This is a genomic window from Actinoplanes sp. CA-015351 (assembly GCF_050955685.1).
Classification (GTDB): Bacteria; Actinomycetota; Actinomycetes; order Mycobacteriales; family Micromonosporaceae; genus Actinoplanes.
Genome location: NZ_CP192102.1, coordinates 7,287,797 through 7,309,025 on the forward strand (window position 1 = coordinate 7,287,797; position 21,229 = coordinate 7,309,025).

Genomic DNA, 21,229 nt, shown 5'->3' on the forward strand with positions numbered 1-21,229 from the left:
TTCAGCTCACTTGAAGATCGTAATGGGGTTGATGATGTCCGCGGTGACCGTGAGCACCGTGAACGCGCCACCGATGAGGATGACTGCGTACGTCACCGGCATCAGCTTGTAGTAGTCGACCCGGCCCGGATCAGGCCGCCGGAAACGCTGGTAGAGCCACGAGCGAACTCTTTCGAACCATGCGATGGCGATGTGGCCGCCGTCGAGCGGGAGCAGCGGCAACAGGTTGAACAGGCCGATGAAGATGTTGAGCGAGATGAAGACCTGCCAGAAGACCTCGGGCACGCCCTTCTCGATCGCTTCGCCGCCGATCCGGCTCGCGCCCACCACGCTGATCGGGGTGTCCGGGTCACGCTCCTCGCCGGTGATCGAGTTCCACAGAGCGGGTACCTTCTCCGGGATCCGCGCCATGGCCTTGAAGGAGTTCTCCACCACGTACCAGCTGAAGTCGCCGGCCGCCGGGACAGCCCTGAAGGCACCGTACGTCAGAACCGACGGCTGGTCCGTGGTCCAGCTCACGCCCGCGACAGCGACCTGCGACACCGCGCCGTTCGGGTCGTCGAGCGGGGTGCGCTCGGCGCTCACCAGGTTCACCGTGGCGGTGGCGGTCTGTCCGTCGCGCACGTAGGTGAACGGGGTGGGCCCGGCCGCCGAGGAGCGGATCGCGTCGGTCAGCTGGCCGTAATTGGCAACCGCCGTGGCGCCCACCTTGGTGATCAGGTCACCGGTTTCCAGGCCCGCGGCCTTGGCCGGCGCCGCCACGGCACTGCCTGTGCCGGGCACGCACTCGGTGCTGGTGTCGGCGAGCGTGGTGCGGATGCAGTCACCCACGTAGATCATCGCCGGGGCGGATCGCTGCGCCTCGGCGGTCTGCGGGATGTCCGTGTTCGGCAGGCCGACGGTGAGCGCCATGAAGTACGCCCCGACGAACGCGAGCAGGAAGTGAGTGATCGAGCCGGCCGACATCACGACGGTCCGTTTCCACACCGGGAACCGCCACATCGCGCGGTGCTGGTCCTCCGGAAGGACGTCCTCGTCCTGCGGCGTCATGCCGACGATCTTGCAGAAGCCGCCGAGCGGGATGGCCTTCAGGCCGTACTCCGTCTCGCCACGCTTGAACGAGAAGATCGTGGGGCCGAAGCCGACGAAGTACTGCGTCACCTTCATCCCGAAGCGCTTGCCCGTGATCATGTGACCCAGCTCGTGCAGGCTCACCGAGATCAGGATGGTCAGCGCGAAAGCCGCCGCACCCAGCCAGAAAAGCATCAGGCTCCTTCAGCCACTGTCGCGATGGTCCGCTGTGCCTGGGCCCGCGCCCATGCCTCCGCGGCAAGCACGTCATCGACGGTACCGGGTTCCGCGAAATCCGGGGCCGCCGTGAGCACCCGCTCAAGGGTGTCGACGATGCCCAGAAAAGGTAGCCGACCGGAGACGAAAGCGGCCACACACTCCTCGTTGGCGGCGTTGTAGACCGCCGGCAGGCAGCGGCCGGCCCGGCCCGCCTCCTTCGCCAGCCGGACCGCCGGGAAGGCCTCGGAGTCGAGCGGGCGCAGCTCCCAGTTGTGTGCCTGCGTCCAGTCGACCGCCGCCGCCGCTTCCGGCACCCGGTCCGGCCAGGCCAGCGCCAGGGCGATCGGCAGCCGCATGTCCGGCGGGCTGGCCTGCGCCAGGGTGGAGCCGTCGGTGAACTCGACCAGGGAGTGCAGCACGGACTGCGGGTGGACCATCACCTCGATGTCGTCGTACGGCACCGCGAACAGTTCGTGCGCCTCGATCACTTCGAGCGCCTTGTTCACCATCGTCGCCGAGTTGATCGTGACGACCGGGCCCATGTCCCAGGTCGGGTGCTTGAGCGCTTCCTCCGGTGTGACGCTGCCCAGCTCCTCGCGCCGCCGGCCACGGAACGCTCCCCCGCTCGCGGTGAGCACGAGACGGCGTACCTCGTCGGCCCGGCCGCCGCGCAGGCACTGAGCCAGGGCGGAGTGTTCCGAGTCGACCGGGACGATCTGGCCCGGCTTGGCGATGGCCCGGACCAGCGGCCCGCCGGCGACCAGGGATTCCTTGTTCGCCAGGGCGAGGATGCGGCCTTCGGAGAGGGCGGCGAGCGTCGGTGCGAGGCCGAGGCTGCCGACAACGCCGTTCAGCACGACGTCGCAGGGGTGCCGCGCCAGCTCGGTCATCGCGTCCGGCCCTGCCACGATCTTGGGGATCTTGAAGTCACCGGTCGCGTAACCGCGCTTCTGCGCCTCGGCGTAAAAAGCCAACTGCAGATCTTGTACGGCCGACGAGCGGGCCACGCCGACCACCTCGACGCTCAGCTCCAGTGCCTGGGCGGCGAGGAGCTCGATGTTGCCACCCCCGGCGCCGAGGGCCACCACACGGAACCGGTCCGGGTTGCGGCGGACGATGTCGATGGCCTGAGTACCGATGGATCCCGTGGACCCGAGCAGAACGAGGTCGCGCATGATGCCCATCCTCCCGTAGGCGCGCACGCCGCTCAGCGCTGGGCCGCGACCTATGAGTGATCTGGGAGCGCCGATGGGGTACCCCTGCGGTGTGCGATCAAGAATCGCGGCTCTCCTGCAGCCGCTGCGTGGCCGGGACGTGTCGTTGCATGCGGCTGCCATCACGTTCTACGCCGCCATCGCGGTGGTGCCGGTCGCCCTGCTCGCGGTCTGGCTCACCGGCCTGACGATCGGCGCTGACCGCGTACGCGATCTGACCGGCCGGACCATCTCCGCCCTGCCGGACCAGCTCGGGGCGCCGCAGGCGCTCTCCGCCCTGATCGAGGCCGGACTGAACCTGACGCCGATGCTGGCGCTCGCCAGCCTGCTGCCGGCGACGCTCTACGGCGAGGGCCTGCGCCGGGCCTTCGTCTCGCTGAGGCGCCCCGGGGAGTCGCTGGTCGGCTGGCGTGGCCGGATCCTCTGGCTGCCGCTGCTCGCGGCCGCGCCGGCACTTCTGCTCGCCCTCTTCCTGGCGCTGCCGACCACGAGCGGACTATGGCTGCGCGGCGGCTGGTGGTCGGTTCTCGGCGTGGTGCTCTCGTTCCTCGCCACCTGGCTGGTGCTGACCCCGGTGGTGATCTGGGTGTACCGGTACGTCGCGCCGGGCCGGCCGCCCTGGCTCTCGACGATCGTGATCGGCTCGTTCACCGCGGCGAACCTGTCCGGGTTCCTGCACGGCGCCGTGCTGTTCTGCTCGCTGCCGCTGGATCTGGGTGTGCCGTTCGGCGGCTTCACCGAGATCGGCGCGATGGTCGCGACCCTTCTCTGGCTCTACCTGTTCCACATCGTCCTGCTGACCGGATTCGCCGTCACGCACACCGTCAAGACGTATTTAACGGACGATTCACCGAGGGTGCCGGGCCTCTTCGCGGGGTAGTCTCGCTCGCCATGACCTCCATCCCCGATCGCGCCGATGTGGTGATCATCGGCTCCGGGCACAACGGCCTGGTCTCGGCGATCCTGCTCGCCCGCGCCGGGCTCGACGTCGTCGTGCTCGAGGCCGCCGGCGTGCTGGGCGGCGCGACCCGCACCGAACACCCCTTCGCCAAGGTTCCCGGCCTCGGCCAGTCGACCGGGTCGTACCTGCTCGGCCTGATGCCGCCGGAGCTGCTGCGCACGCTCGACCTGGACATTCCGGTCCTGCGCCGCGACCCGCACTACTTCCTGCCGACGCCCGGTCCGGCCGGTTCGCCGTACCTTCTGTTCGGTCGCGACCGTGCCGACACCCGGGCCCAGCTGGAGCAGTTCTTCTCACCCCGGGACGCCGCCGCCGACGAGGCCCTCGCCGTGGAGATCGGCGCGCTTCGCGCCGATCTCGCGCCGGCTTGGCTCGACGAGCCGGCCTCCGTCGAGGAGATCGCCGACCGCCACATCCGGCCGCAGCTCCAGAGCACCTTCTTGGATCTTGTACGCGGATCCGTCGCCGACTATCTCGACCGGTTCGGCTTCAAGAGCGAACTGCTGGTCAGCATGTACGCGGTGACCGACGGCCTCTCCGGTCTGAACGCCGGCCCGGACGACCCGGGCACCGGACACAACTTCCTGGTGCACAACATGTGCCGGCTGCCCGGTGCGGACGGCACCTGGATGATCGCCCAGGGCGGCATGGGCACCGTCTCGCGGACCTTCGCGGACGCGGCCCGGGCTGCCGGGGCGCGCCTTTACACCGGCGCCCGGGTCAGCGCGGTGACCGTCGACGGCGGTGCGGCCAGCGGTGTCGTGCTCGCCGACGGAAGGAGTGTCGCGGCCCGTGTCGTTCTCGGGAGCTGTGACCCGTACGCATTGATGAGTCTTGTCCCGCAGGGTGCGATTCCGGCGGAGCTCACCGACCGGATGGCCGCCGTCAGGCGGCCTGGGACCACGCTCAAGGTGAACCTCGCGCTTCGTGATCTGCCGGTCTTCTCGTGCCTGCCGGCCGGGGCGCCGTCGCCGTTCGGGGCGACCATCCACCTGCTGCCGGACTCCGGCTCGCCGATGGCGTCGCTGCGCGAGATGTGGGCGGACGTGCAGGCCGGGCGGTTGCCGTCGGAGCCGACCATCGAGTGGTACCTGCACACGACAGTCGATCCGTCGCTCCAGGACTCCGAGGGGCACCATTCGTCGGCGCTGTTCGTGCAGTCGGTGCCGTTCGAGCCGGCCGGGTCGTCGTGGGATTCAGAAATCGACGGATACGTCGAGAAACTTCTGGCTATCTGCGACCGGTACGCGCCCGGGGCCAGCGATCTCGTGGCGGACGTCATGCCGCTCACGCCGCCCGGCATCGAGAAGCATTTCGGGATCACCGGCGGGCACATCCACCACGTCGACAACACTGTCGCGTTCGATCAGCGGATGCCGTACTTCACCGGTCTGGACGGGCTGTACGCCGGTTCCGCCGGCGCTCACCCGGCCGGAAGCGTGATCGGCGCGGCGGGCCACAACGTGGCCCGCCGCATCCTGAAAGATCTCGCTGCCTAGGAGTTCTTCGTCGCCCTGATCTTGTGGCCGACGCCGGTCAGGCATCGGCCACTGGGCAGGTCGAATTTCCATCCGTGCAGCTGGCAGGTCAGCACGTTGCCCTCGACGATGCCGAACCGGGACAGGTCGGCCTTCAGGTGTGGGCAGCGGCGCTGCACGGTCCAGTCGCCGAACTCGATGTCCTCGGCGTCGACCGCCTTCTCGTGCTCGTCGTACCAGCCCTCGGCGTACTGCAGGCGCTCCTCGGAGAGGCACTTGAAGAACGCGTAGACGAACTCGTTGTACTGACCGATCCGGGCCGCCGAGAAGCGGCAGGAAAGGAAGAGCGAGTTCACCCAGTCGCCCTCGTCGATGAAGATGAGGTGCTCGATCAGCTCACGCTGGGTCTTGAAGCGGTACCGGACCTTCTCGTCCGCGTACGGCCGGACCTGCTTGCCCGGGAAGTCCACGACGATCGACTCGATCTCCTCGCCGTCGTAGGAGACCAGGTCGAACCGGACCGGGCCGCCGACACCCTTGGCCAGGTAGATCGACTCCTCGAGCAGCGGCTCGATCCGCTTCTTCAGCTCACCGAGCACGTCGATCTCGGGGTGCCGCCAGGACGCCTTCTCCGCCTCCAGGGCCGGGCGCTTGCGCTCGCGCATCTCCTCGAGGTGGGCGACCTTGTTGGCGAAGAACTCGTCGACAGGCATCGGGTGCGTCGTCGACTGCGTCCGGCCGCCGTCGGAGAGCTCGGTCACGCTGCCCGGGAGCTGCACGACCGCGTTGGTGCCGCCGACCTTCGCGTACTCGGTCAGGAACACCGACTGGTCGGGGAAGATGTTGCCCTCGTCACCGTGGATGTCGTTGAACTGCCACAGGTCGTCGTCGAGGAAGCACGGCGGGCCGGCGATCGGGAAGACGAAGTCCGCCTTCAGGTCGTCGATGTACCGCCAGGTGCGGTCGAACTGCCGCTCCCGCTTCTGCTTGCCGAACGCGGTCTTCGCGTTATCCGGCAGCTCGTAGACCATCGGGTACCAGATCGCGCCGGAGAACTGGAGCATGTGCGCGTGCACGTGGCCCAGCTCGTTGAAGCGGGTCAGGTCGGACGGCCGTGCGTCGTTCTGGTTCAGCACGCGGATGCCGTCGTGCTCCACCCAGAGCGACGAGTCGCCGATCGGGCCGTCGGTCGGGCTGATCAGCGCCTGGATCATCACCTTGAGACCACCGTCCAGCTCGTGGACTTCGTCGGACTTGGTCCGGAAGAAGCTGGTGAAGCCCAGGTCGCGCAGCTCGTCCTCAAGCTGGCTGGTCGGGTACTCCGGCAGCAGAACCGTCGCCTTCTTGCTGATGAAGCGCTTCAGATGTTCCGCGTCGAAGTGGTCGCGGTGCAGGTGCGAGACGTACAGGTAGTCGACGTCGCCCAGGGTCTCCCAGTCGAGCTGCGAGTTGTCCGGGAACGGAAACCACGAGGCGAAGTACGCCGGGTTCACCCACGGATCGCACAGAATGCTGCCTGCGGCGGTGTCGATCCGCATGCTCGCGTGTCCGGTGCCGGTGATCCGCACTTGTTCGCTCCTCTGCTTTCGCTTCCGTTTGCCGCATCGAAAGTACAGCCGGGTTGCCGGGTTCCGCCCGGCGACCCCGTGACACACTGAGATCCTCGTTATGGCTCGGTTATAGGAGGACGCCACCGTGGCTGCGGAGGAACACGACGAGGTCTACGCGCCGGACCAGCTCAAGCCGGGTAACCGGAAGCGTGCCCAGAAGGGCGCGATCATCTCTGCGGTGATCATGTTGCTCTTCTTCTGGGGCAACCAGCAGGGCAACACCGAGAAGGTGTGGCTCGTCGTGATCGCCATCGGCCTGGTCGCCGTCATCATCGGCGACGCGGTGCTGCGGCGCGCGGGATTGCGCCCCAACGACCAGTAACGACTGCTCAGCAACGAAAGAGGGGGCCATCGGCCCCCTCTTTCTCGCTCTCCGGCTCGTCGCTCAGCGACGGCGCAGGAGGATGTCCTTCACCTCGCGCAGCGCGGCGTCGACCTCAGCCTCGAAATAACCGTTCGGTACGAGGCCGAACTGCAGCATGTCGAGATCGTTCTCGTTCACCGGCATCGGGCCGCGACCGGTCATCGCCTCGAGGATGCCCTCGAAGAGCCGGTCCACCTGCATCGGGTCGTAACCGCTGCCGAAACGCCGCGGCTGGAACGTGCGGCGCATCTGGTCAACCCGGTGCAGCTCGCCACCGGGCTCGCCGACCGGCGGGCCGAACTGCTGCTGCGGCGGGCCGAAGCCACCGGGAGGGCCACTCATCGGCGCGCCGGGCATCGGTGAACCGGGCATTGCCGACGGCATCTGCGGAGCGCCGTAACCGCCACGCGGGTCGCGGTCCGGCATCCGGATCTCGGCCGTCATGTCGGCCTTGCCGTGCCGGCCCGGCTCGAAGCCGTCATAGCTGCCGCCCTGGTCGTAACCGGGCGGGCCCTGGTCGTACCGAGGCGGCTGCTGGTCGTAACCGGGCGGCGGGCCCTGGTCGTAACCACCCTGGTCGTAACCCTGGGGCGGCTGGGGCTGACGCTGCGGGGGCTGCTGGCCGTAACCGGTGGGCTCGTCGTAACGCCCGTAGGGGTCGGGCTGCGGCATCTGCGGGCGCTGCGGCATCTGCGGGGGCATCTGGGGCGGCAGCATCCGGTCGTCGCGCACCGGGGCGGGAAGGCGCTCGGTCGGCGGCGCCATCCGGGCCGCGGCCGGGTTCATGCCGGGGTTCTGCGGGCCAGGCGGAAGCTGGCCCATCGCACCCTGGCCCATCGCACCCTGGCCCATCGCACCCTGGCCCATCGCACCCTGGCCCATCGCACCCTGGCCCATGCCGGGGCCGAACTGGCCCTGGCCGCCGCCCATGCCCTGGGGGGCACCCATCATGCCGGGCGGGGGGCCTTGAGGCGCCTGAGGGACCGCTGAGAGGCCGCCACGCATCGAATCGCGCATGGGGTCGGGGGCGGGACGGCCGCCGCGCTCCTCGAACTCGGCCAGCTGGCGCTCGACGCGGTCCAGGTGGAGGTCGACCTGCCACTCGTCGTAACCGCCGAAGCGCACCCGGAAGACGACGTCGTGCACCTCTTGCGCACCGACCGGCGGGCCGACCTGCTCACCGGCCAGGGTCGCCTCGACCCGGTCCAGGAACGCGTCGACCTCGTCGACCTTGTAACCACGCCGTAGCGCACGCCGCCGGAAACGCTGCCCCTGACTCGTCACAACGTCTCCCACTCCGTTTGCTGGGACCTGCGCCCAGTCACTGTGCCACCTCCGCGTCGGCTGCGGCGCCCCCTGCGCTCGCTTGCGTCAGCTCGCCCGCAGCCAATTGGCCGCATGCGCCGTCGATCTCCTGCCCCCTGGTGTCGCGAACAGTGGTCGACACACCGGCCTCTCGGAGCCGGCGGACGAACTCGCGCTCGACCGGTTTGGGGCTTGCATCCCACTTGCTCCCCGGGGTCGGGTTGAGCGGGATGAGATTCACATGGGCCAGCTTGCCGCTCAGAAGCTTGCCGAGCAGGTCGGCACGCCAGGGCTGATCGTTTACGTCCCTGATCAGGGCGTATTCGATGGAGACCCGACGGCCGGTCTGTGCCACGTAATCAAACGCGGCATCGAGTACCTCGGCCACCTTCCAACGCTGGTTGACGGGCACAAGCTCATCGCGCAGATCATCATCGGGGGCGTGCAGTGACAACGCAAGAGTCACCGAGAGCTGTTCGGCCACCAACCGGCGCATTGCGGGCACCAAACCCACCGTGGACACCGTGATGTGCCGTTGTGACAGCCCCAGACCCTCCGGAGCTGGTGAGGTGAGGCGCCGCACTGCCTCGATCACCCGGGGGTAGTTGGCCAGCGGCTCACCCATCCCCATGAAGACCACGCGGGACAGCCGGGGCGGCGATCCGGTGACCGCGCCGGAGGCCGCGACACCGGCAAGATAGACCACCTGGTCGACGATCTCGGCCACCGAGAGGTTACGCGTGAGGCCCTGCTGGCCGGTCGCGCAGAACGGGCACGCCATGCCGCAGCCGGCCTGGCTGGAGACGCAGGCCGTCACACGGTCGGGGTAGCCCATCAGGACGCTCTCCACCAGAGCGCCGTCGTGCAGCCGCCACAACGTCTTGCGGGTCGCGCCGTCGTCACAGGCCTGCTCCCGCAGCGGGGTCAGCAGCTGCGGGAAGAGCTCGGCGGTCAGCCGGTCGCGGGACGCCGCCGGCAGATCGGTCATCGCCGAGGCGTCACGCACCAGGCGGCCGAAGTAGTGGGTGGAGAGCTGCTTCGCCCGGAAGGCGGGCTCGCCCAGGCTCGCGACGGCGCTCTTGCGTGCGGCGAGGTCCATGTCGGCGAGGTGCTTCGGCGGCATGCTGGGGCGGCGACGGGTGATCACCGCGTCGGGCTGGTCTGGACTGATCGGGATGACCGGAAGAATCGTCATGGCGTATCCAGTCTCCCACGCCCGTCGAATCGGTCAGCCGTAGCTCGTTCGGCACGCACCGGGTCAGCTCGGGATGATGATCGCGAAGAGCAGGTAAGCCGTCGGGACGGCGAACAGGATCGAGTCCAGCCGGTCCATCAGGCCGCCGTGCCCCGGCAGGAGGTTGCTCATGTCCTTGATCCCGAGGTCCCGCTTGAGCATCGACTCCGCGAGGTCACCCATGACGGCCACCACCGAGATCACCGCACCGAACAGCAGGCCCCAGTAGACCGGCACGTCGAGAAGGAAGAAGAGCAGAGCGCCGCTGCCGATCGCGGCGGCCGTCAGCGAACCGGCGAAACCCTCCCACGACTTCTTCGGGCTGATCTTCGGCGCCATCGGGTGCTGGCCGAGGAAGACGCCGGCCGCGTAACCACCGGTGTCCGAGAGCACCACGGCGACCAGGGTGCAGATCACCCGCCAGGCGCCGTCGTCCGGAAACACCAGCATCGCCGCGAAACTCAGCAGGAACGGCCCGTAGACCGCGGTCAGCACGGTGCCGGTGAAGTCACGGCGGACCGCGGCAAGACCGTCGGCGAGACGCCAGAGCACGGCCGCGCCGATCGTCACGAGCAGGCCGAGGACCAGGGCGTCCGGTCCGCCGTACCAAGCCAGGCCGGTCATCAGGGCGGAACCGCCGACCAGCGGGATCAGCGGGATCCGGCTGCCGGCCGCGGTGAGCGCCTTGGACATCTCCCAGACGCCGATGCCGGATGCCACGACCAGGACCGCCAGCAGTGCACGCCGCTCGATCAGCAAGGAGGCCAGGACCACGACGCCGAGACTCAGCCCGACCCCGATGGCGGCCGGGAGGTTGCGCCCGGCGCGGCTCTTGCCCTTGCTCTGGCTCCGGCTGGCCCGGCGGCGGCCCTTCGCGCCTTTCGGCGTGGGCACGTCGGTTCCCAGCTCGGTCACCGGGGAATTCGCGTCGGGATCCCCCTGCCACGCCGGGGTGGGGGTGTCATAGAAATACGGCGCCGGCACGTTGGTGTCGTCGCCGGACGGACGGCCGGCACGCGGATCGAGGTAGGACATCAGAGTTCGAGCAGCCCCGTCGTGTGCGAAATCAAAGCCATCCCCTACGTGCCGTCGCCTGTTGTTCTCCCCCCGGACAGGAGTCGGCCCCGAGCCTACTGCACAGCAAAAGGGTTAACAGCGGGCCTGAGCGGTGGTTTGTTCCGTACATACGAAAGCCCGGCCTCGGCACAAAGGCACAAGACCGGGCAGACGTACGAACTTCGGATCAGACCTCGAGCAGCTCGGCTTCCTTGTGCTTGAGCAGCTCGTCGACGACGCCGACGTACTTGTGCGTCAGGTCGTCCAGCTCTTTCTCGGCACGACGGCCCTCGTCCTCGCCCGCCTCGCCGTCCTTGACCAGCTTGTCCAGCTGGTCCTTGGCCTTGCGGCGGACGTTGCGGATCGCGATCCGGCTGTCCTCGGCCTTGCCCCGCGCCACCTTGATCATCTCGCGGCGCCGCTCCTCCGTCATCTGCGGGAGGTGGATGCGCAGCTGCGTACCCTCGTTGTTCGGGTTCACGCCGAGGTCGGAGTCACGGATCGCCCGCTCGATCGGGGCAAGCTGCGACGCGTCGTACGGCTTGACGATGACCATGCGCGGCTCCGGCACACCGACCGACGCCATCTGGGTGACCGGCGTGGGCGCGCCGTAGTAGTCCACCAGGATCTTGGAGAACATAGCCGGGGTTGCCCGGCCGGTACGGATGGCGGCGAACTCCTCCTTGGCATGTTCGACCGCGCTGTCCATCTTCTCCTCGGCCTCGAAGAGGGTTTCCTCGATCACCGGCTCTTCTCGCCTCCTCGCTGTCTTCGGTGGTGCGGGATGTGGGGACGTGGGCGCGCGATCACGCGGTGATGAGGGTGCCGATCTTCTCGCCCGCGCACGCGCGCACGATGGTGTCGTCGCCCTCCGCGCCGAAGACGAGCATCGGCAGCTTGTTCTCCTCGCAGAGGCTGAAGGCGGCCTGGTCGGCGACCCGCAGACCCCGCTGGAGGAGCTCCTGGAAGGTGATGTTGTCCAGCTTCTGAGCGGTCGGGTCGACCCGCGGGTCAGCGGTGTAGACACCGTCGACGCCGTTCTTGCTCATCAGCACCATGTCGGCGTGGATCTCCAGCGCACGCTGGGCGGTCACCGTGTCGGTGGAGAAGTACGGCATGCCCGCGCCGGCGCCGAAAATGACGACCCGGCCCTTCTCCAGGTGCCGGATCGCACGCAGCGGGATGTACGGCTCGGCGACCTGGGCCATCGTGATCGCGGTCTGCACCCGCGTCTCGATGCCCTCCTTCTCCAGGAAGTCCTGGAGGGCCAGGCAGTTCATCACCGTGCCCAGCATGCCCATGTAGTCGGCGCGGTTCCGGTCCATGCCGCGCTTCTGCAGCTCGGCGCCGCGGAAGAAGTTGCCGCCACCGACCACCACGGCGACCTGGATGCCACGCTGGTTGACGGTCGCGATCTGCCGGGCCAGCGCCTGCACGACGTCGGGGTCGACGCCGACCGCGCCGCCGCCGAAGACCTCGCCGGAGAGCTTGAGGACAACCCGCCTCGGCCGCATGGTCGGCGGGTTCTGACCGTCGACCGCGGCGGACTGGTCGGTCACCATCGTCATGGAACCCGCCTTCCTTTCAGTTTCTGCAAGAGACCTTATGCGACGAGGAGGCCGGTCGCAGAATCGCGTACCCGACCTCCAACGTCATTGCTTGTTGCCTTACTCCTGGCCGACCTCGTACCGGACGAACCGGGTGACCTGGATGCCGGCCTCGTCGAGGATCTTCTTGACGGTCTTCTTGTTGTCGACGACCGACGCCTGCTCGAGGAGGACGAAGTCCTTGAAGAAGGAGTTCACCCGGCCCTCGATGATCTTCGGCAGAGCCTGCTCCGGCTTGCCCTCCTCGCGAGCGGTCTGCTCGGCGACGCGACGCTCGGTCTCGACGGTCTCGGCCGGAACCTCTTCACGGCTGAGGAACTTCGGACGCATCGCGGCGATCTGCATGCCGACGCCACGGGCGTCCGCGTCACCGGCCTCGTCGGTCTTGCCGGTGTACTCCACCAGCACGCCGACCTGCGGCGGGAGGTCCTGCGCCTTGCGGTGCAGGTAAACCGCGACGTTGCCGTCGAGGATCGTGAAGCGGTTCACGACGATCTTCTCGCCGATCTTCGCGGCGTACTCCTGGATGGTGTCGGCAACGGTCTTGCCGTCCAGCTCGGCGGCGAGCAGGCCGGCGGCGTCCGCGACCTTGTTCTCCTCGCCGAGCTTGACCAGGCTGTCGCCGAGGGCGACGAAGTCGGGGGTCTTGGCGACGAAGTCGGTCTCACAGTTCAGCTCGAGCAGAGCCTTGCCGTAGTGCGCGACGATGCCGTTGGCCGCGGTGCGACCGGCACGCTTGCCGACGTCCTTGGCACCCTTGATGCGCAGGAACTCGACGGCCTTGTCAAAGTCGCCGTCCGCCTCGTCCAGCGCCTTCTTGCAGTCCATCATTCCGGCACCGGTGAGGTCGCGGAGCTTCTTGACGTCCGCGGCGGTGAAGTTAGCCATGACTCTTCTCTCGATGTCAGTTCGGGACTCGGCCGCCGCCGCGAGGAGCAGCGGCGGCCGAAACGCACCTGGGACTTCGGGCCGAAATTACTCGGCCGCGACCGGCTCGGCCTTCTTCTCAGCCTCAGCGGCGGGGGCTTCGGCGGCCGGGGCCTCGGCAGCGGGGGCCTCAGCAACCGGGGCCTCAGCAGCGGGGGCCTCGGCAGCGGGGGCCTCAGCAGCGGCGGCGGGAGCCTCGGCCGGAACCTCGGCGGCCTTCTTCTCGGCGCCCTCGTAGAGGTCGCGCTCCCACTCGGGGAGCGGCTCGCCGGCGGCGACGGTGCCCGCCTCGGGCTTCTCGTCGGCGTTGCCGCGGTGACGGCCGGAACGCGCGATCAGACCGTCGGCGACCGCGGCGGCGATGACCTTGGTCAGCAGCTCGGCGGAGCGGATGGCGTCGTCGTTGCCCGGGATCGGGAAGTCGACCTCGTCGGGGTCACAGTTGGTGTCCAGCACCGCGATGACCGGGATGCCCAGCTTGCGGGCCTCGTCGACGGCGATGTGCTCCTTCTTCGTGTCCACGACCCAGATCGCCGACGGCGTCTTGGTCATGTCACGCAGACCACCGAGGGTCTTGGTGAGCTTGGTCTTCTCCCGGAACAGCTGGAGGGTTTCCTTCTTGGTGTAACCAGCAGCGGTGCCGGTCAGGTCGCCGAGACCCTCCAGCTCCTTCATCCGCTGGAGACGCTTGTACACCGTCTGGAAGTTGGTCAGCATGCCGCCGAGCCAGCGGTGGTTCACGTACGGCTGGCCGACCCGCGTCGCCTGCTCGGCGATGGCCTCCTGCGCCTGCTTCTTGGTACCGACGAAGAGGATGGTGCCACCCTCGGCGACGGTGGTCCGCACGTACGCGTACGCCTTCTCGATGTAGTCGAGGGTCTGGCGCAGGTCGATGATGTAGATACCGTTGCGCTCGGTGAAGATGAAGCGCTTCATCTTCGGGTTCCAGCGCCGGGTCTGGTGCCCGAAGTGGACACCGCTTTCCAGCAGCTGGCGCATGGTCACGACGGCCATGGTGAGTTACTCCCTGATCTTCCCTGGTTGTCACGCTCACCGGCGGTGGGCGTCCTGGCGCCCGGTCGGCGGCCACAGTCGGACCCGACAAGATCGGGACCAGGGAGGGCCGTCGCCGACGATCACCGTCGCTGGGTGCAGCGAACGAAACGGTCGGAGGGCGCGCGAGGTCGACCGCACGAGGCGGTCGCCGTCGTCAAGCATACGCCAACCGGCGTGGCGGCCCGGGCGGCCCCGGGTCAGGCCACGGAACCGAGTCCAACGTCACCGTCCGTAACGCCCGCCCGATATCACATCGGGCGGCACGCAGCTTCGATATCCACAATTCCGGCCCGTCCACAGGGCCCGCGCGCCGGACCCGGAATCCTGCCACGGTGCCGCCTCATGACGACACAGCGGAAAGCGATCGGTGCCTACGGCGAACGGCTCGCGGCCCAGCACCTCCAGGAGAGCGGCCTCGTGCTGCTGGACCGCAACTGGCGCTGCGCGGACGGCGAGGTCGACCTGATCCTGCGCGACGGCGACGACGTGGTCTTCTGCGAGGTGAAGACCCGGCGGACGGCGACCTTCGGTCCGCCGGCCGCGGCCGTCGGCCAGCGGAAGGTGCGCAAGCTGCGGCTTCTCGCCGCGCGATGGCTCGAAGAGACAAAGGTACGCCCGAAGCAGGTGCGCTTCGACGTGGTCGAAGTCCTCCCGCAGCCGCGCGGGGCCACCCGTGTCGTGCACATCAGGGCGGCGTTCTGATGAGTTACGCACGGGTGCTCTGCGCCGGCCTGGTCGGCGTCACCGGCCACCTGGTCGAGGTGGAGGCGGACCTGTCACAGGGCCTGCCCGCCCTGGTGCTCACCGGCCTGCCGGACACCGCCCTGCACGAGGCCCGCGACCGGGTACGCGCAGCCGTGGTCAACTCCGGGCACGATTGGCCGAACCGCCGGATGACCGTGAACCTGCTCCCGGCCGGCCTGCCCAAACACGGCAGCGGCTTCGACCTGGCGATAGCCGCGGCGCTGATGGCCGGCGCCGGCGACCTCCCGACCGAGCGGCTGAACGGGGTCGCCCTGCTCGGCGAGCTGGGCCTGGACGGCACGGTCCGCCCGGTCCGCGGGGTCCTGCCGATGGTCGCGGCCGCGGTCCGGGCCGGGGTGACCCGGGTCATCGTGCCGCTGGACAACGCCCACGAGGCCTCGGTGATCCCCGGCGTCACGGTCCGAGCCGTCGACTCCCTGCGCCGCCTCGTCGAATTCCTCCAGGGCACCGCTCCCCTCCTGGACCCACCACCCGCCCAACCGGTGCCACCCGACCCTCAGCCGGACCTCGCCGACGTGGCCGGCATGCGGACCGCCAGATACGCGCTGGAGATCGCGGCGGCCGGCGGCCACCACCTCGCGCTGCTCGGCCCACCTGGCGCCGGCAAGACCATGCTGGCCGAACGCCTCCCCTCGATCCTGCCGGAGCTGGACGACGACGCGGCGCTGGAGGTCACCGCCCTCCAGTCGATCGCCGGCGTCCTGCCTGCCGGCTCCGGCCTGATCCGGCGACCACCGTTCCAGGCCCCGCACCACACGGTCGGGCCGTCGGCCCTTATCGGTGGCGGTTCGGGCCTCGCCCGCCCGGGCGCGATGTCGCTGGCACATCGAGGAGTCCTGTTTTTGGACGAAATTCCGGAGATGGGCAGGACCGCACTCCAGGCCTTGCGTCAGCCGCTGGAAAGCGGCCGGGTGGTGCTGGCCCGGGTCAAGGGCATCACCGAATACCCGGCGCAGGTCCAACTCGTGGCCGCCGCGAATCCGTGTCCCTGTGCGTCCACCGCCGGTGATCAACACTGCACCTGCCCGCCTCAGGTTCGACGACGTTACCTGGGCAGATTCTCCGGGCCGTTGCTCGATCGGATCGACATCAGAATCACGGTCCAGCCGCTGCGCGCGGCACAGCTCACCGACCCGTCCGGCCCCGCCGAGTCGTCGGCCCAGGTGGGCGCACGGGTGGCCCGGGCACGCGACGCGGCCCGATACAGATGGTCCGATTCCGGCTGGCAGCACAACGGCGAGGTGCCGGGCACCACGCTGCGGCGCCGGCCCTGGGAACTCGCGTCACCGGACACCGCATCGCTGCGCAAAGCCTTGGACCACGGCGTCCTGTCGGCGCGTGGTTTTGACCGGGTGCTGCGGATTGCCTGGACCATCGCTGACCTGGACGGGCGGGACCGGCCACGCGAGGACGACATATTCGAGGCCTTCCAGATGCGGATGGGTGAGGAACCCGCCGACCGCCGGAGCACGGACCTGGAGGGAGACCACGATGACGAGCCCTGATCAGCTGGACCGGGTGGCTCGGGTGGCTTTGACGTGGTTGTTCGAGCCCGGGCACCGGACGATCTGGACTCTGGTTCAGGAGGTGGGTGCGGCCCAGGCGCTGGATCGGCTGCTCGGCGGGGATGTGCCGGACCATCGGCTGCGGGCTGCCGTGGCCGCGCGGAACGCGATCACCGACGCCCGCCGGTTCGCCGAGACCGCCCTGGACCGGGGTGAGCGGCTCGGCGCCCGGCTCGTCGTGCCGGCCGACTCCGAGTGGCCGGGCCGGGTGGACGAGCTCGCCCGGCTGCGGCTCAGCACCGGCGGACGGGTCAATCAGGACACCCGGCCTCCGCTCTGCTTCTGGGTACGCGGCGCGCCCCCTCTGGGCCCGGCCACGGACCGATCGGTGGCGATCGTCGGGGCCCGGGCGGCGACGAGTTACGGCAGCCACGTCGCGAGCGACATGGCGTACGCGCTGGCCGAGAAGGGCTGGACCGTGGTGTCGGGCGGCGCCTTCGGGATCGACGCGGCGGCGCATCGGGGTGCGCTGGCGGCCGGTGGGCGTACCGTCTCGGTCCTGGCCTGCGGGGTTGACCGTCCTTATCCGCAGGGAAATGCGGCGTTGTTCGAGCAGATCGCCGAGCAGGGGCTGATCGTCAGCGAGTGGCCGATCGGCGCGGAGCCGCTGCGGCACCGGTTCCTGGTCCGCAACCGGGTCATCGCGGCCGCGACCGCCGGGACCGTCGTGGTCGAGGCAGCCGCCCGCAGTGGCGCCACCCAGACGATGAGCCGGGTGCTCGCGCTGAGCCGGCCGGCCATGGTGGTGCCCGGGCCGATCACCTCGGCGATGTCGGTCGGCTGTCACGCGATCCTGCGCGGCAACCCGTACGCCAGGCTGGTCACCTCGGCCGGCGAAGTGCTGGAGGAGGTCGGGCGGATCGGCGAGTACCTGACCGAGCCGCCACGCGGGCCGGACCACGCGCGGGACGCCCTGGACGAGGAGTCGGCGCTCATCCTGGAAGCGCTGCCCCGGCGGGGTGCGTCCAGTCCGGAGGAGCTCGCGGCGGCCGCCGGATTGGACGTGCGAACCGTGCTTCGACGCCTGTCTTATCTGGAACTGGCCGGACTCGTGGTCAGAAGCGGGGACGGAGTGGCCTTCAGACTTGACAGTTGTTGAGTCCCTGCACGGGTGATTCTCACCTACGGATCAAGCGTCCGGATCGCACGGTTATGACCGGCCTGCCGTGCCGCGCACTGTCGCATTCCGACAGTACGCCGGCACGGGTGGCCGGTGCGTTCCGACGCCGAGAATTCCGGCGTGAGGCGGGTCAGTCCTCGGAGTCGTCGAGGTCTCGGCGATGGACCTTCATCCATGCTTCTACGTCCTCGGTCAGCCAAACCTTGCCCTGAGCAAGGTCTGCGGCCGGCTTCGGAAAGTCCGCGCGACTCGTGATCTGGTAGGCCCGCTGACGGCTTACCCCGCCCAGCCGGATGCGGATCTCGTGTGCGCCCATGAGGCGGATCGGCTTCACTCCCACATGATCGACCGTAGGCGTGAGACTATTAGTCGAAGTCCAACTTGTTATGGGACAGGTAGGCGTACGCCAAGTACTTTTCGTGCATGCCCAGACGCTTTACGCCTACGGATCCGGTGCCGACTTCGCCCAGGCACCGCCGCGATTGGCGCAGGTTGTGGCGACGCTGCATCTGTGGTCTCCCAGCCCCTTGCATCGACGCCAAACTCGCCGTTAATCCCCCGCCGGCCCATCAGCACCCGCCGAACGCAGCACCCGAAGACCCGCCCCCGCCGCCGGTCCTCCCGCCGCCGGTTCTCCCGCCCCCAGTCCTCCCGTCGCCGGTTCAGCGGCACCGGGCCAACCAGCCGTCGCCGACCAGATACCGCCGTGATGCCCCGGGCCAGCAAGGAGGGCCGGCATGACGGCCAAGGACCACACACACGTCCGGCCACAGTGGGACTGCCGGGTCTGCGGCCAGCCCTGGCCCTGCCCGGAGGCACGGGCCGGGCTGCTCGACGAGTACCGCGCGTTCCCGTCCCTGCTGAAGATCTATCTCACCGCGCTGATGTACGACGCCCTCGACGACCTGACCGTGGGCGGGGAGTCGCCGCCGAACCTTTACGAGCGATTCCTGGCCTGGGCCCGGAAACGCCCCTGGTGACAGCCGAGGTGATCGAGTCCCGGCCCGCCAGGACTCGATCACCAGGAGGCTAGGCCGGGGGCGCGGCGGAAAATACGATGGCAACGATGCGTATTCGCCAGATGCACGAAGCCCTGCCGCCCGCACTGCGCGAGGCGGTGGACGACTTCGGGCATCACCTGGCCGGCGTCGAGAACCGTTCCGAGCACACCGTGCGCGCCTATCTCGGTGACGTGGTCTCGATGCTCGACCACGCCGTGCGCGAGGGCCGGCTCACCCTCGCCGACCTGGACATCACGGTGCTGCGCGGGTGGCTCGCGGCCCGGCTCAGCGGTGGCGCAGCGCGTACCTCGCAGGCTCGCCGCGCGGCTGCGGCACGCGCCTTCACCGGCTGGGCTCACCGCGCCGGTCGCGCGCCCGGCGATCCGGGCGCCCAGCTCGCCAGCCCGCGCGCGCACCGGGACCTGCCCACCATGCTCCGCGCCGACCAGGCCGAGGCGATGATGGCGCCGGCGGCGCACGACCCTTCAGAAAATCAAGCCCTTTCGGTACGCGACCGCGCGGTCCTCGAGATGCTCTACGCCACCGGGGTACGCGTCTCCGAGCTCTGCGGCCTCGACCGCGCCGACGTCGACCACGGCCGGCAGGTCGTCCGCGTCCTCGGCAAGGGCGCCAAGGAGCGGGCCGTCCCGTACGGGCATCCGGCGCGCGACGCCCTCGACGTATGGCTGCGGACAGGCCGGCCGGAGCTCGCCGGACGGTACAGCAAGGACGCCCTCTTCCTCGGCGCGAAAGGCGGCCGTCTCCAGCCGACAGTGGTGCGCCGGATCGTGGCCGGCGCCGCCCGGTCGGCCGGGCTGCCGCACACCAGCCCGCACGATCTGCGGCACTCCGCCGCCACCCATCTGCTGGACGGCGGCGCAGATCTCCGGGCGGTGCAGGAGCTGCTCGGGCACAGCTCGCTGTCGAGCACACAGATCTACACCCATGTGTCGACCGAGCGATTGCGGTCGGCATTCAAACAGGCGCACCCCCGCGCCTGACGACGTACGATCCGATTCATGAGCGCCGAAGATCCGCCACGGTCCATCCCCGGCGCTCGCCTGATGTTCACCCTGGACCCGGCGGTGTCCTATCTGAACCACGGCGCGTTCGGCGCTGTCCCGATCACCGTCCAGCGCACCCAGCAACGACTGCGCGACGAGATGGAGGCGAACCCGCTCCGGTTCTACGGGACCGGACTGGTCGACCGCGTCGTACACACCCGGCGGCACCTGGCCTCGTTCCTCGGCGCCGATCCGGACGGCAGCGCGCTGGTGCCGAACACCACTGCCGCCATCTCGCTGATCCTCCAGTCGGTCCGGTTCCAACCGGCCGAGGAGGTCCTGCTCACCGACCACTCGTACGGGGCGGTGACGATGGCGGTCCGGCGGCAGTGCCGGCGCTCCGGGGCCACCGCGCGCACCGTGGCGATCCCGCTCGGCGCGACGGACGCCGAGGTGGTCTCCCGGATCCGGTCCGCGCTGCGCCCCGGCCGGACCCGGCTGCTGGTGGTCGACCAGATCGCCTCGGCCACCGCGACGGTCTTCCCGGTACGCGAGATCGTGGCCGCCGCCCGGGAACACGACATCCCGGTGCTGGTGGACGCGGCACACGTCCCCGGAATGCTGCCGGTCGACGTGGCGGCGATCGGCGCCGACTTCTGGGTCGGCAACCTGCACAAGTGGGCCTGGGCTCCCCGGGGCACCGCGCTGCTGAACGTGGCGGCACCGTGGCGTCGCCGGATCGATCCGCTGATCGTCTCGTGGGACCAGGAGGAGGGTTATCCCCTGGCGGTCGAGTCACAGGGCACCATCGACTACACCCCGTGGCTGGCCGCTCCCACGGGGGTGTTCACCCTGCGTACCCTCGGCTGGGAATCGGTACGGGAGCACAACGCCGCGCTGGCCGCGTACGGACAGAGGGTTGTGGGTGAGGCCCTCGGCCTCGCGCCCTCCGATCTGCCCGGCCACGACGGACCGGGGATCGGAATGCGCGTGATTCCGCTGCCCGCCGGCCTGGCGACGACCTCGCCCGAGGCGCTCGCGCTGCGCCAGCGGATCGCCGACAAGCTCGCGGTGGAGACCGCGGTCAACGCGTGGGGTGGGCGCGGGCTGCTCCGGCTGAGCGCCCAGGTCTACAACCGCCCTGAGGAGTACCAGCACCTGGCCGAGCACCTACCGGCCTTGCTGGCGGCCTTCCAGCGGTAAGAGCCGGACGCGGCCCAGGCCGAGCAGTGCCAGCGGATCCAGGTAGACGTCTCCGCGGCGCAGGCCCCAGTGCAGGCAGACCGGCTCGGGGCAACCCGGGTGACCGATTTCGATCGTGCCGAGGGGATCGCCGGCCGCCACCTGGTCGCCGATCTCGACGTCTGCGGTCACCGGCTCATAGGTGGTGCGCAGCCCGTTGGCGTGCGCCACACTGACCACCCCGCGCCCGGCGATCGTGCCGGCGAAGAGAACGATCCCCGGTCCGGCCGAACTGATCACGGCAGCCGGATCCACCGCGAGATCAGCGCCTCGATGGCCGGCCAGCCACGGCTGCGGTGGCGGGTCGAAATGCCGCACCACCCTCGGTGAGATCACCGGCCATCGGTAGACCGACGGCCCAGCAGGCAGCGAGAACAGGGTGACCAGGACAGCCACGAACCAAGACATGCCGGCCAGCGTGCCCGGCATC

General features: G+C 69.4%; 21 protein-coding genes. 9 read left to right on the top strand and 12 right to left on the bottom strand.

The window, feature by feature from the left end:
- Positions 1 to 6: 6 nt before the first annotated feature.
- Entirely contained in the window at positions 7 to 1,266 is a 1,260-nt protein-coding gene (locus tag ACQP2E_RS33035; RefSeq protein ID WP_433826903.1) for a M50 family metallopeptidase, read from the bottom strand.
- Positions 1,266 to 2,474, bottom strand: coding sequence for a 1-deoxy-D-xylulose-5-phosphate reductoisomerase (gene dxr / locus ACQP2E_RS33040; protein ID WP_433834144.1), 1,209 nt, complete (start codon positions 2,472 to 2,474; stop codon positions 1,266 to 1,268). Before dxr ends, ACQP2E_RS33035 begins: the two co-directional genes overlap by 1 nt.
- A 64-nt stretch (positions 2,475 to 2,538) precedes the next feature.
- Between dxr and ACQP2E_RS33045 the strand changes: the two genes are divergently transcribed.
- Both ACQP2E_RS33045 and ACQP2E_RS33050 read left to right on the top strand, forming a co-directional pair.
- A complete protein-coding gene (locus tag ACQP2E_RS33045) occupies positions 2,539 to 3,384 on the top strand; it encodes a YhjD/YihY/BrkB family envelope integrity protein (protein WP_433826904.1) in 846 nt (281 codons plus the stop codon).
- An 11-nt stretch (positions 3,385 to 3,395) separates the two neighbouring features.
- A complete protein-coding gene (locus ACQP2E_RS33050; protein WP_433826905.1) occupies positions 3,396 to 4,964 on the top strand; it encodes a phytoene desaturase family protein in 1,569 nt (522 codons plus the stop codon).
- Here ACQP2E_RS33050 and ACQP2E_RS33055 read toward each other — a convergent pair.
- Positions 4,961 to 6,511 (bottom strand): Rieske 2Fe-2S domain-containing protein, encoded by a 1,551-nt coding sequence (locus ACQP2E_RS33055; RefSeq protein WP_433826907.1) that lies wholly within the window; start codon positions 6,509 to 6,511, stop codon positions 4,961 to 4,963. The genes ACQP2E_RS33050 and ACQP2E_RS33055 overlap by 4 nt on opposite strands.
- A 127-nt stretch (positions 6,512 to 6,638) precedes the next feature.
- On the opposite strand from ACQP2E_RS33055, the gene ACQP2E_RS33060 reads away from it, so the two are divergent.
- Entirely contained in the window at positions 6,639 to 6,875 is a 237-nt protein-coding gene (locus ACQP2E_RS33060) for a DUF2631 domain-containing protein (protein ID WP_433826909.1), read from the top strand.
- Between the two features lie 63 nt (positions 6,876 to 6,938).
- On the opposite strand, the gene ACQP2E_RS33065 is transcribed toward ACQP2E_RS33060, so the two are convergent.
- From ACQP2E_RS33065 to rpsB, 7 genes are all read right to left on the bottom strand, one after another.
- Positions 6,939 to 8,201, bottom strand: a complete 1,263-nt coding sequence (locus ACQP2E_RS33065; RefSeq protein WP_433826911.1) for a DivIVA domain-containing protein — start codon at positions 8,199 to 8,201, stop codon at positions 6,939 to 6,941.
- A 37-nt stretch (positions 8,202 to 8,238) separates the two neighbouring features.
- Complete coding sequence (rlmN, locus tag ACQP2E_RS33070; protein ID WP_433826912.1) at positions 8,239 to 9,417, bottom strand: 23S rRNA (adenine(2503)-C(2))-methyltransferase RlmN; 1,179 nt, start codon at positions 9,415 to 9,417, stop codon at positions 8,239 to 8,241.
- A gap of 63 nt (positions 9,418 to 9,480) precedes the next feature.
- Complete coding sequence (locus tag ACQP2E_RS33075; protein WP_433826913.1) at positions 9,481 to 10,491, bottom strand: phosphatidate cytidylyltransferase; 1,011 nt, start codon at positions 10,489 to 10,491, stop codon at positions 9,481 to 9,483.
- 208 nt (positions 10,492 to 10,699) lie between these two features.
- Complete coding sequence (gene frr / locus ACQP2E_RS33080) at positions 10,700 to 11,257, bottom strand: ribosome recycling factor (RefSeq protein WP_433826915.1); 558 nt, start codon at positions 11,255 to 11,257, stop codon at positions 10,700 to 10,702.
- A gap of 61 nt (positions 11,258 to 11,318) precedes the next feature.
- Positions 11,319 to 12,026: a UMP kinase gene (gene pyrH / locus ACQP2E_RS33085; protein WP_181557968.1), complete on the bottom strand. Its 708-nt coding sequence runs from the start codon at positions 12,024 to 12,026 to the stop codon at positions 11,319 to 11,321.
- Between the two features lie 153 nt (positions 12,027 to 12,179).
- Positions 12,180 to 13,007 (bottom strand): translation elongation factor Ts, encoded by an 828-nt coding sequence (gene tsf, locus ACQP2E_RS33090; protein ID WP_433826916.1) that lies wholly within the window; start codon positions 13,005 to 13,007, stop codon positions 12,180 to 12,182.
- Between the two features lie 87 nt (positions 13,008 to 13,094).
- Complete coding sequence (gene rpsB / locus ACQP2E_RS33095) at positions 13,095 to 14,060, bottom strand: 30S ribosomal protein S2 (RefSeq protein WP_433826918.1); 966 nt, start codon at positions 14,058 to 14,060, stop codon at positions 13,095 to 13,097.
- Between the two features lie 384 nt (positions 14,061 to 14,444).
- On the opposite strand from rpsB, the gene ACQP2E_RS33100 reads away from it, so the two are divergent.
- Genes ACQP2E_RS33100 through ACQP2E_RS33110 form a run of 3 tightly spaced genes read left to right on the top strand, consistent with a single transcriptional unit; the run spans position 14,445 to position 17,531 of the window.
- The gene (locus ACQP2E_RS33100) at positions 14,445 to 14,804 is read left to right on the top strand and encodes a YraN family protein (RefSeq protein ID WP_433826919.1); all 360 of its coding nucleotides are present in this window, start codon (positions 14,445 to 14,447) and stop codon (positions 14,802 to 14,804) included.
- Positions 14,804 to 16,372 (top strand): YifB family Mg chelatase-like AAA ATPase, encoded by a 1,569-nt coding sequence (locus ACQP2E_RS33105; RefSeq protein ID WP_433826920.1) that lies wholly within the window; start codon positions 14,804 to 14,806, stop codon positions 16,370 to 16,372. Before ACQP2E_RS33100 ends, ACQP2E_RS33105 begins: the two co-directional genes overlap by 1 nt.
- Positions 16,359 to 17,531, top strand: coding sequence for a DNA-processing protein DprA (locus ACQP2E_RS33110; RefSeq protein WP_433826921.1), 1,173 nt, complete (start codon positions 16,359 to 16,361; stop codon positions 17,529 to 17,531). Before ACQP2E_RS33105 ends, ACQP2E_RS33110 begins: the two co-directional genes overlap by 14 nt.
- A 151-nt stretch (positions 17,532 to 17,682) precedes the next feature.
- Here the strand turns inward: ACQP2E_RS33110 and ACQP2E_RS33115 are convergent, their stop codons facing one another.
- A complete protein-coding gene (locus tag ACQP2E_RS33115) occupies positions 17,683 to 17,868 on the bottom strand; it encodes a DNA-binding protein (RefSeq protein ID WP_229069476.1) in 186 nt (61 codons plus the stop codon).
- Between the two features lie 421 nt (positions 17,869 to 18,289).
- On the opposite strand from ACQP2E_RS33115, the gene ACQP2E_RS33120 reads away from it, so the two are divergent.
- From ACQP2E_RS33120 to ACQP2E_RS33130, 3 genes are all read left to right on the top strand, one after another.
- Positions 18,290 to 18,532 carry a hypothetical protein gene (locus ACQP2E_RS33120; protein ID WP_433826922.1) on the top strand — a complete coding sequence of 81 codons (243 nt, stop codon included), beginning with the start codon at positions 18,290 to 18,292 and terminating at the stop codon, positions 18,530 to 18,532.
- 86 nt (positions 18,533 to 18,618) lie between these two features.
- Complete coding sequence (locus tag ACQP2E_RS33125; protein ID WP_433826924.1) at positions 18,619 to 19,554, top strand: tyrosine recombinase XerC; 936 nt, start codon at positions 18,619 to 18,621, stop codon at positions 19,552 to 19,554.
- Positions 19,555 to 19,572: 18 nt separating this feature from the next.
- Positions 19,573 to 20,760 (top strand): aminotransferase class V-fold PLP-dependent enzyme, encoded by a 1,188-nt coding sequence (locus ACQP2E_RS33130; RefSeq protein WP_433826925.1) that lies wholly within the window; start codon positions 19,573 to 19,575, stop codon positions 20,758 to 20,760.
- On the opposite strand, the gene ACQP2E_RS33135 is transcribed toward ACQP2E_RS33130, so the two are convergent.
- Positions 20,728 to 21,207 (bottom strand): murein hydrolase activator EnvC family protein, encoded by a 480-nt coding sequence (locus ACQP2E_RS33135; protein ID WP_433826926.1) that lies wholly within the window; start codon positions 21,205 to 21,207, stop codon positions 20,728 to 20,730. The genes ACQP2E_RS33130 and ACQP2E_RS33135 overlap by 33 nt on opposite strands.
- Positions 21,208 to 21,229: the final 22 nt, after the last annotated feature.

Bases quoted from the DNA above. Each gene is read 5' to 3' on its own strand.
- ACQP2E_RS33035 (WP_433826903.1), bottom strand. From the start codon at position 1,266: ATGCTTTTCTGGCTGGGTGCGGCGGCTTTCGCGCTGACCATCCTGATC.
- dxr (WP_433834144.1), bottom strand. From the start codon at position 2,474: ATGGGCATCATGCGCGACCTCGTTCTGCTCGGGTCCACGGGATCCATC.
- ACQP2E_RS33045 (WP_433826904.1), top strand. From the start codon at position 2,539: ATGGGGTACCCCTGCGGTGTGCGATCAAGAATCGCGGCTCTCCTGCAG.
- ACQP2E_RS33050 (WP_433826905.1), top strand. From the start codon at position 3,396: ATGACCTCCATCCCCGATCGCGCCGATGTGGTGATCATCGGCTCCGGG.
- rlmN (WP_433826912.1), bottom strand. From the start codon at position 9,417: ATGACGATTCTTCCGGTCATCCCGATCAGTCCAGACCAGCCCGACGCG.
- ACQP2E_RS33075 (WP_433826913.1), bottom strand. From the start codon at position 10,491: ATGTCCTACCTCGATCCGCGTGCCGGCCGTCCGTCCGGCGACGACACC.
- pyrH (WP_181557968.1), bottom strand. From the start codon at position 12,026: ATGCGGCCGAGGCGGGTTGTCCTCAAGCTCTCCGGCGAGGTCTTCGGC.
- tsf (WP_433826916.1), bottom strand. From the start codon at position 13,007: ATGGCTAACTTCACCGCCGCGGACGTCAAGAAGCTCCGCGACCTCACC.
- rpsB (WP_433826918.1), bottom strand. From the start codon at position 14,060: ATGGCCGTCGTGACCATGCGCCAGCTGCTGGAAAGCGGTGTCCACTTC.
- ACQP2E_RS33100 (WP_433826919.1), top strand. From the start codon at position 14,445: ATGACGACACAGCGGAAAGCGATCGGTGCCTACGGCGAACGGCTCGCG.
- ACQP2E_RS33105 (WP_433826920.1), top strand. From the start codon at position 14,804: ATGAGTTACGCACGGGTGCTCTGCGCCGGCCTGGTCGGCGTCACCGGC.
- ACQP2E_RS33110 (WP_433826921.1), top strand. From the start codon at position 16,359: ATGACGAGCCCTGATCAGCTGGACCGGGTGGCTCGGGTGGCTTTGACG.
- ACQP2E_RS33115 (WP_229069476.1), bottom strand. From the start codon at position 17,868: ATGGGCGCACACGAGATCCGCATCCGGCTGGGCGGGGTAAGCCGTCAG.
- ACQP2E_RS33120 (WP_433826922.1), top strand. From the start codon at position 18,290: ATGACGGCCAAGGACCACACACACGTCCGGCCACAGTGGGACTGCCGG.
- ACQP2E_RS33125 (WP_433826924.1), top strand. From the start codon at position 18,619: ATGCGTATTCGCCAGATGCACGAAGCCCTGCCGCCCGCACTGCGCGAG.
- ACQP2E_RS33130 (WP_433826925.1), top strand. From the start codon at position 19,573: ATGAGCGCCGAAGATCCGCCACGGTCCATCCCCGGCGCTCGCCTGATG.
- ACQP2E_RS33135 (WP_433826926.1), bottom strand. From the start codon at position 21,207: ATGTCTTGGTTCGTGGCTGTCCTGGTCACCCTGTTCTCGCTGCCTGCT.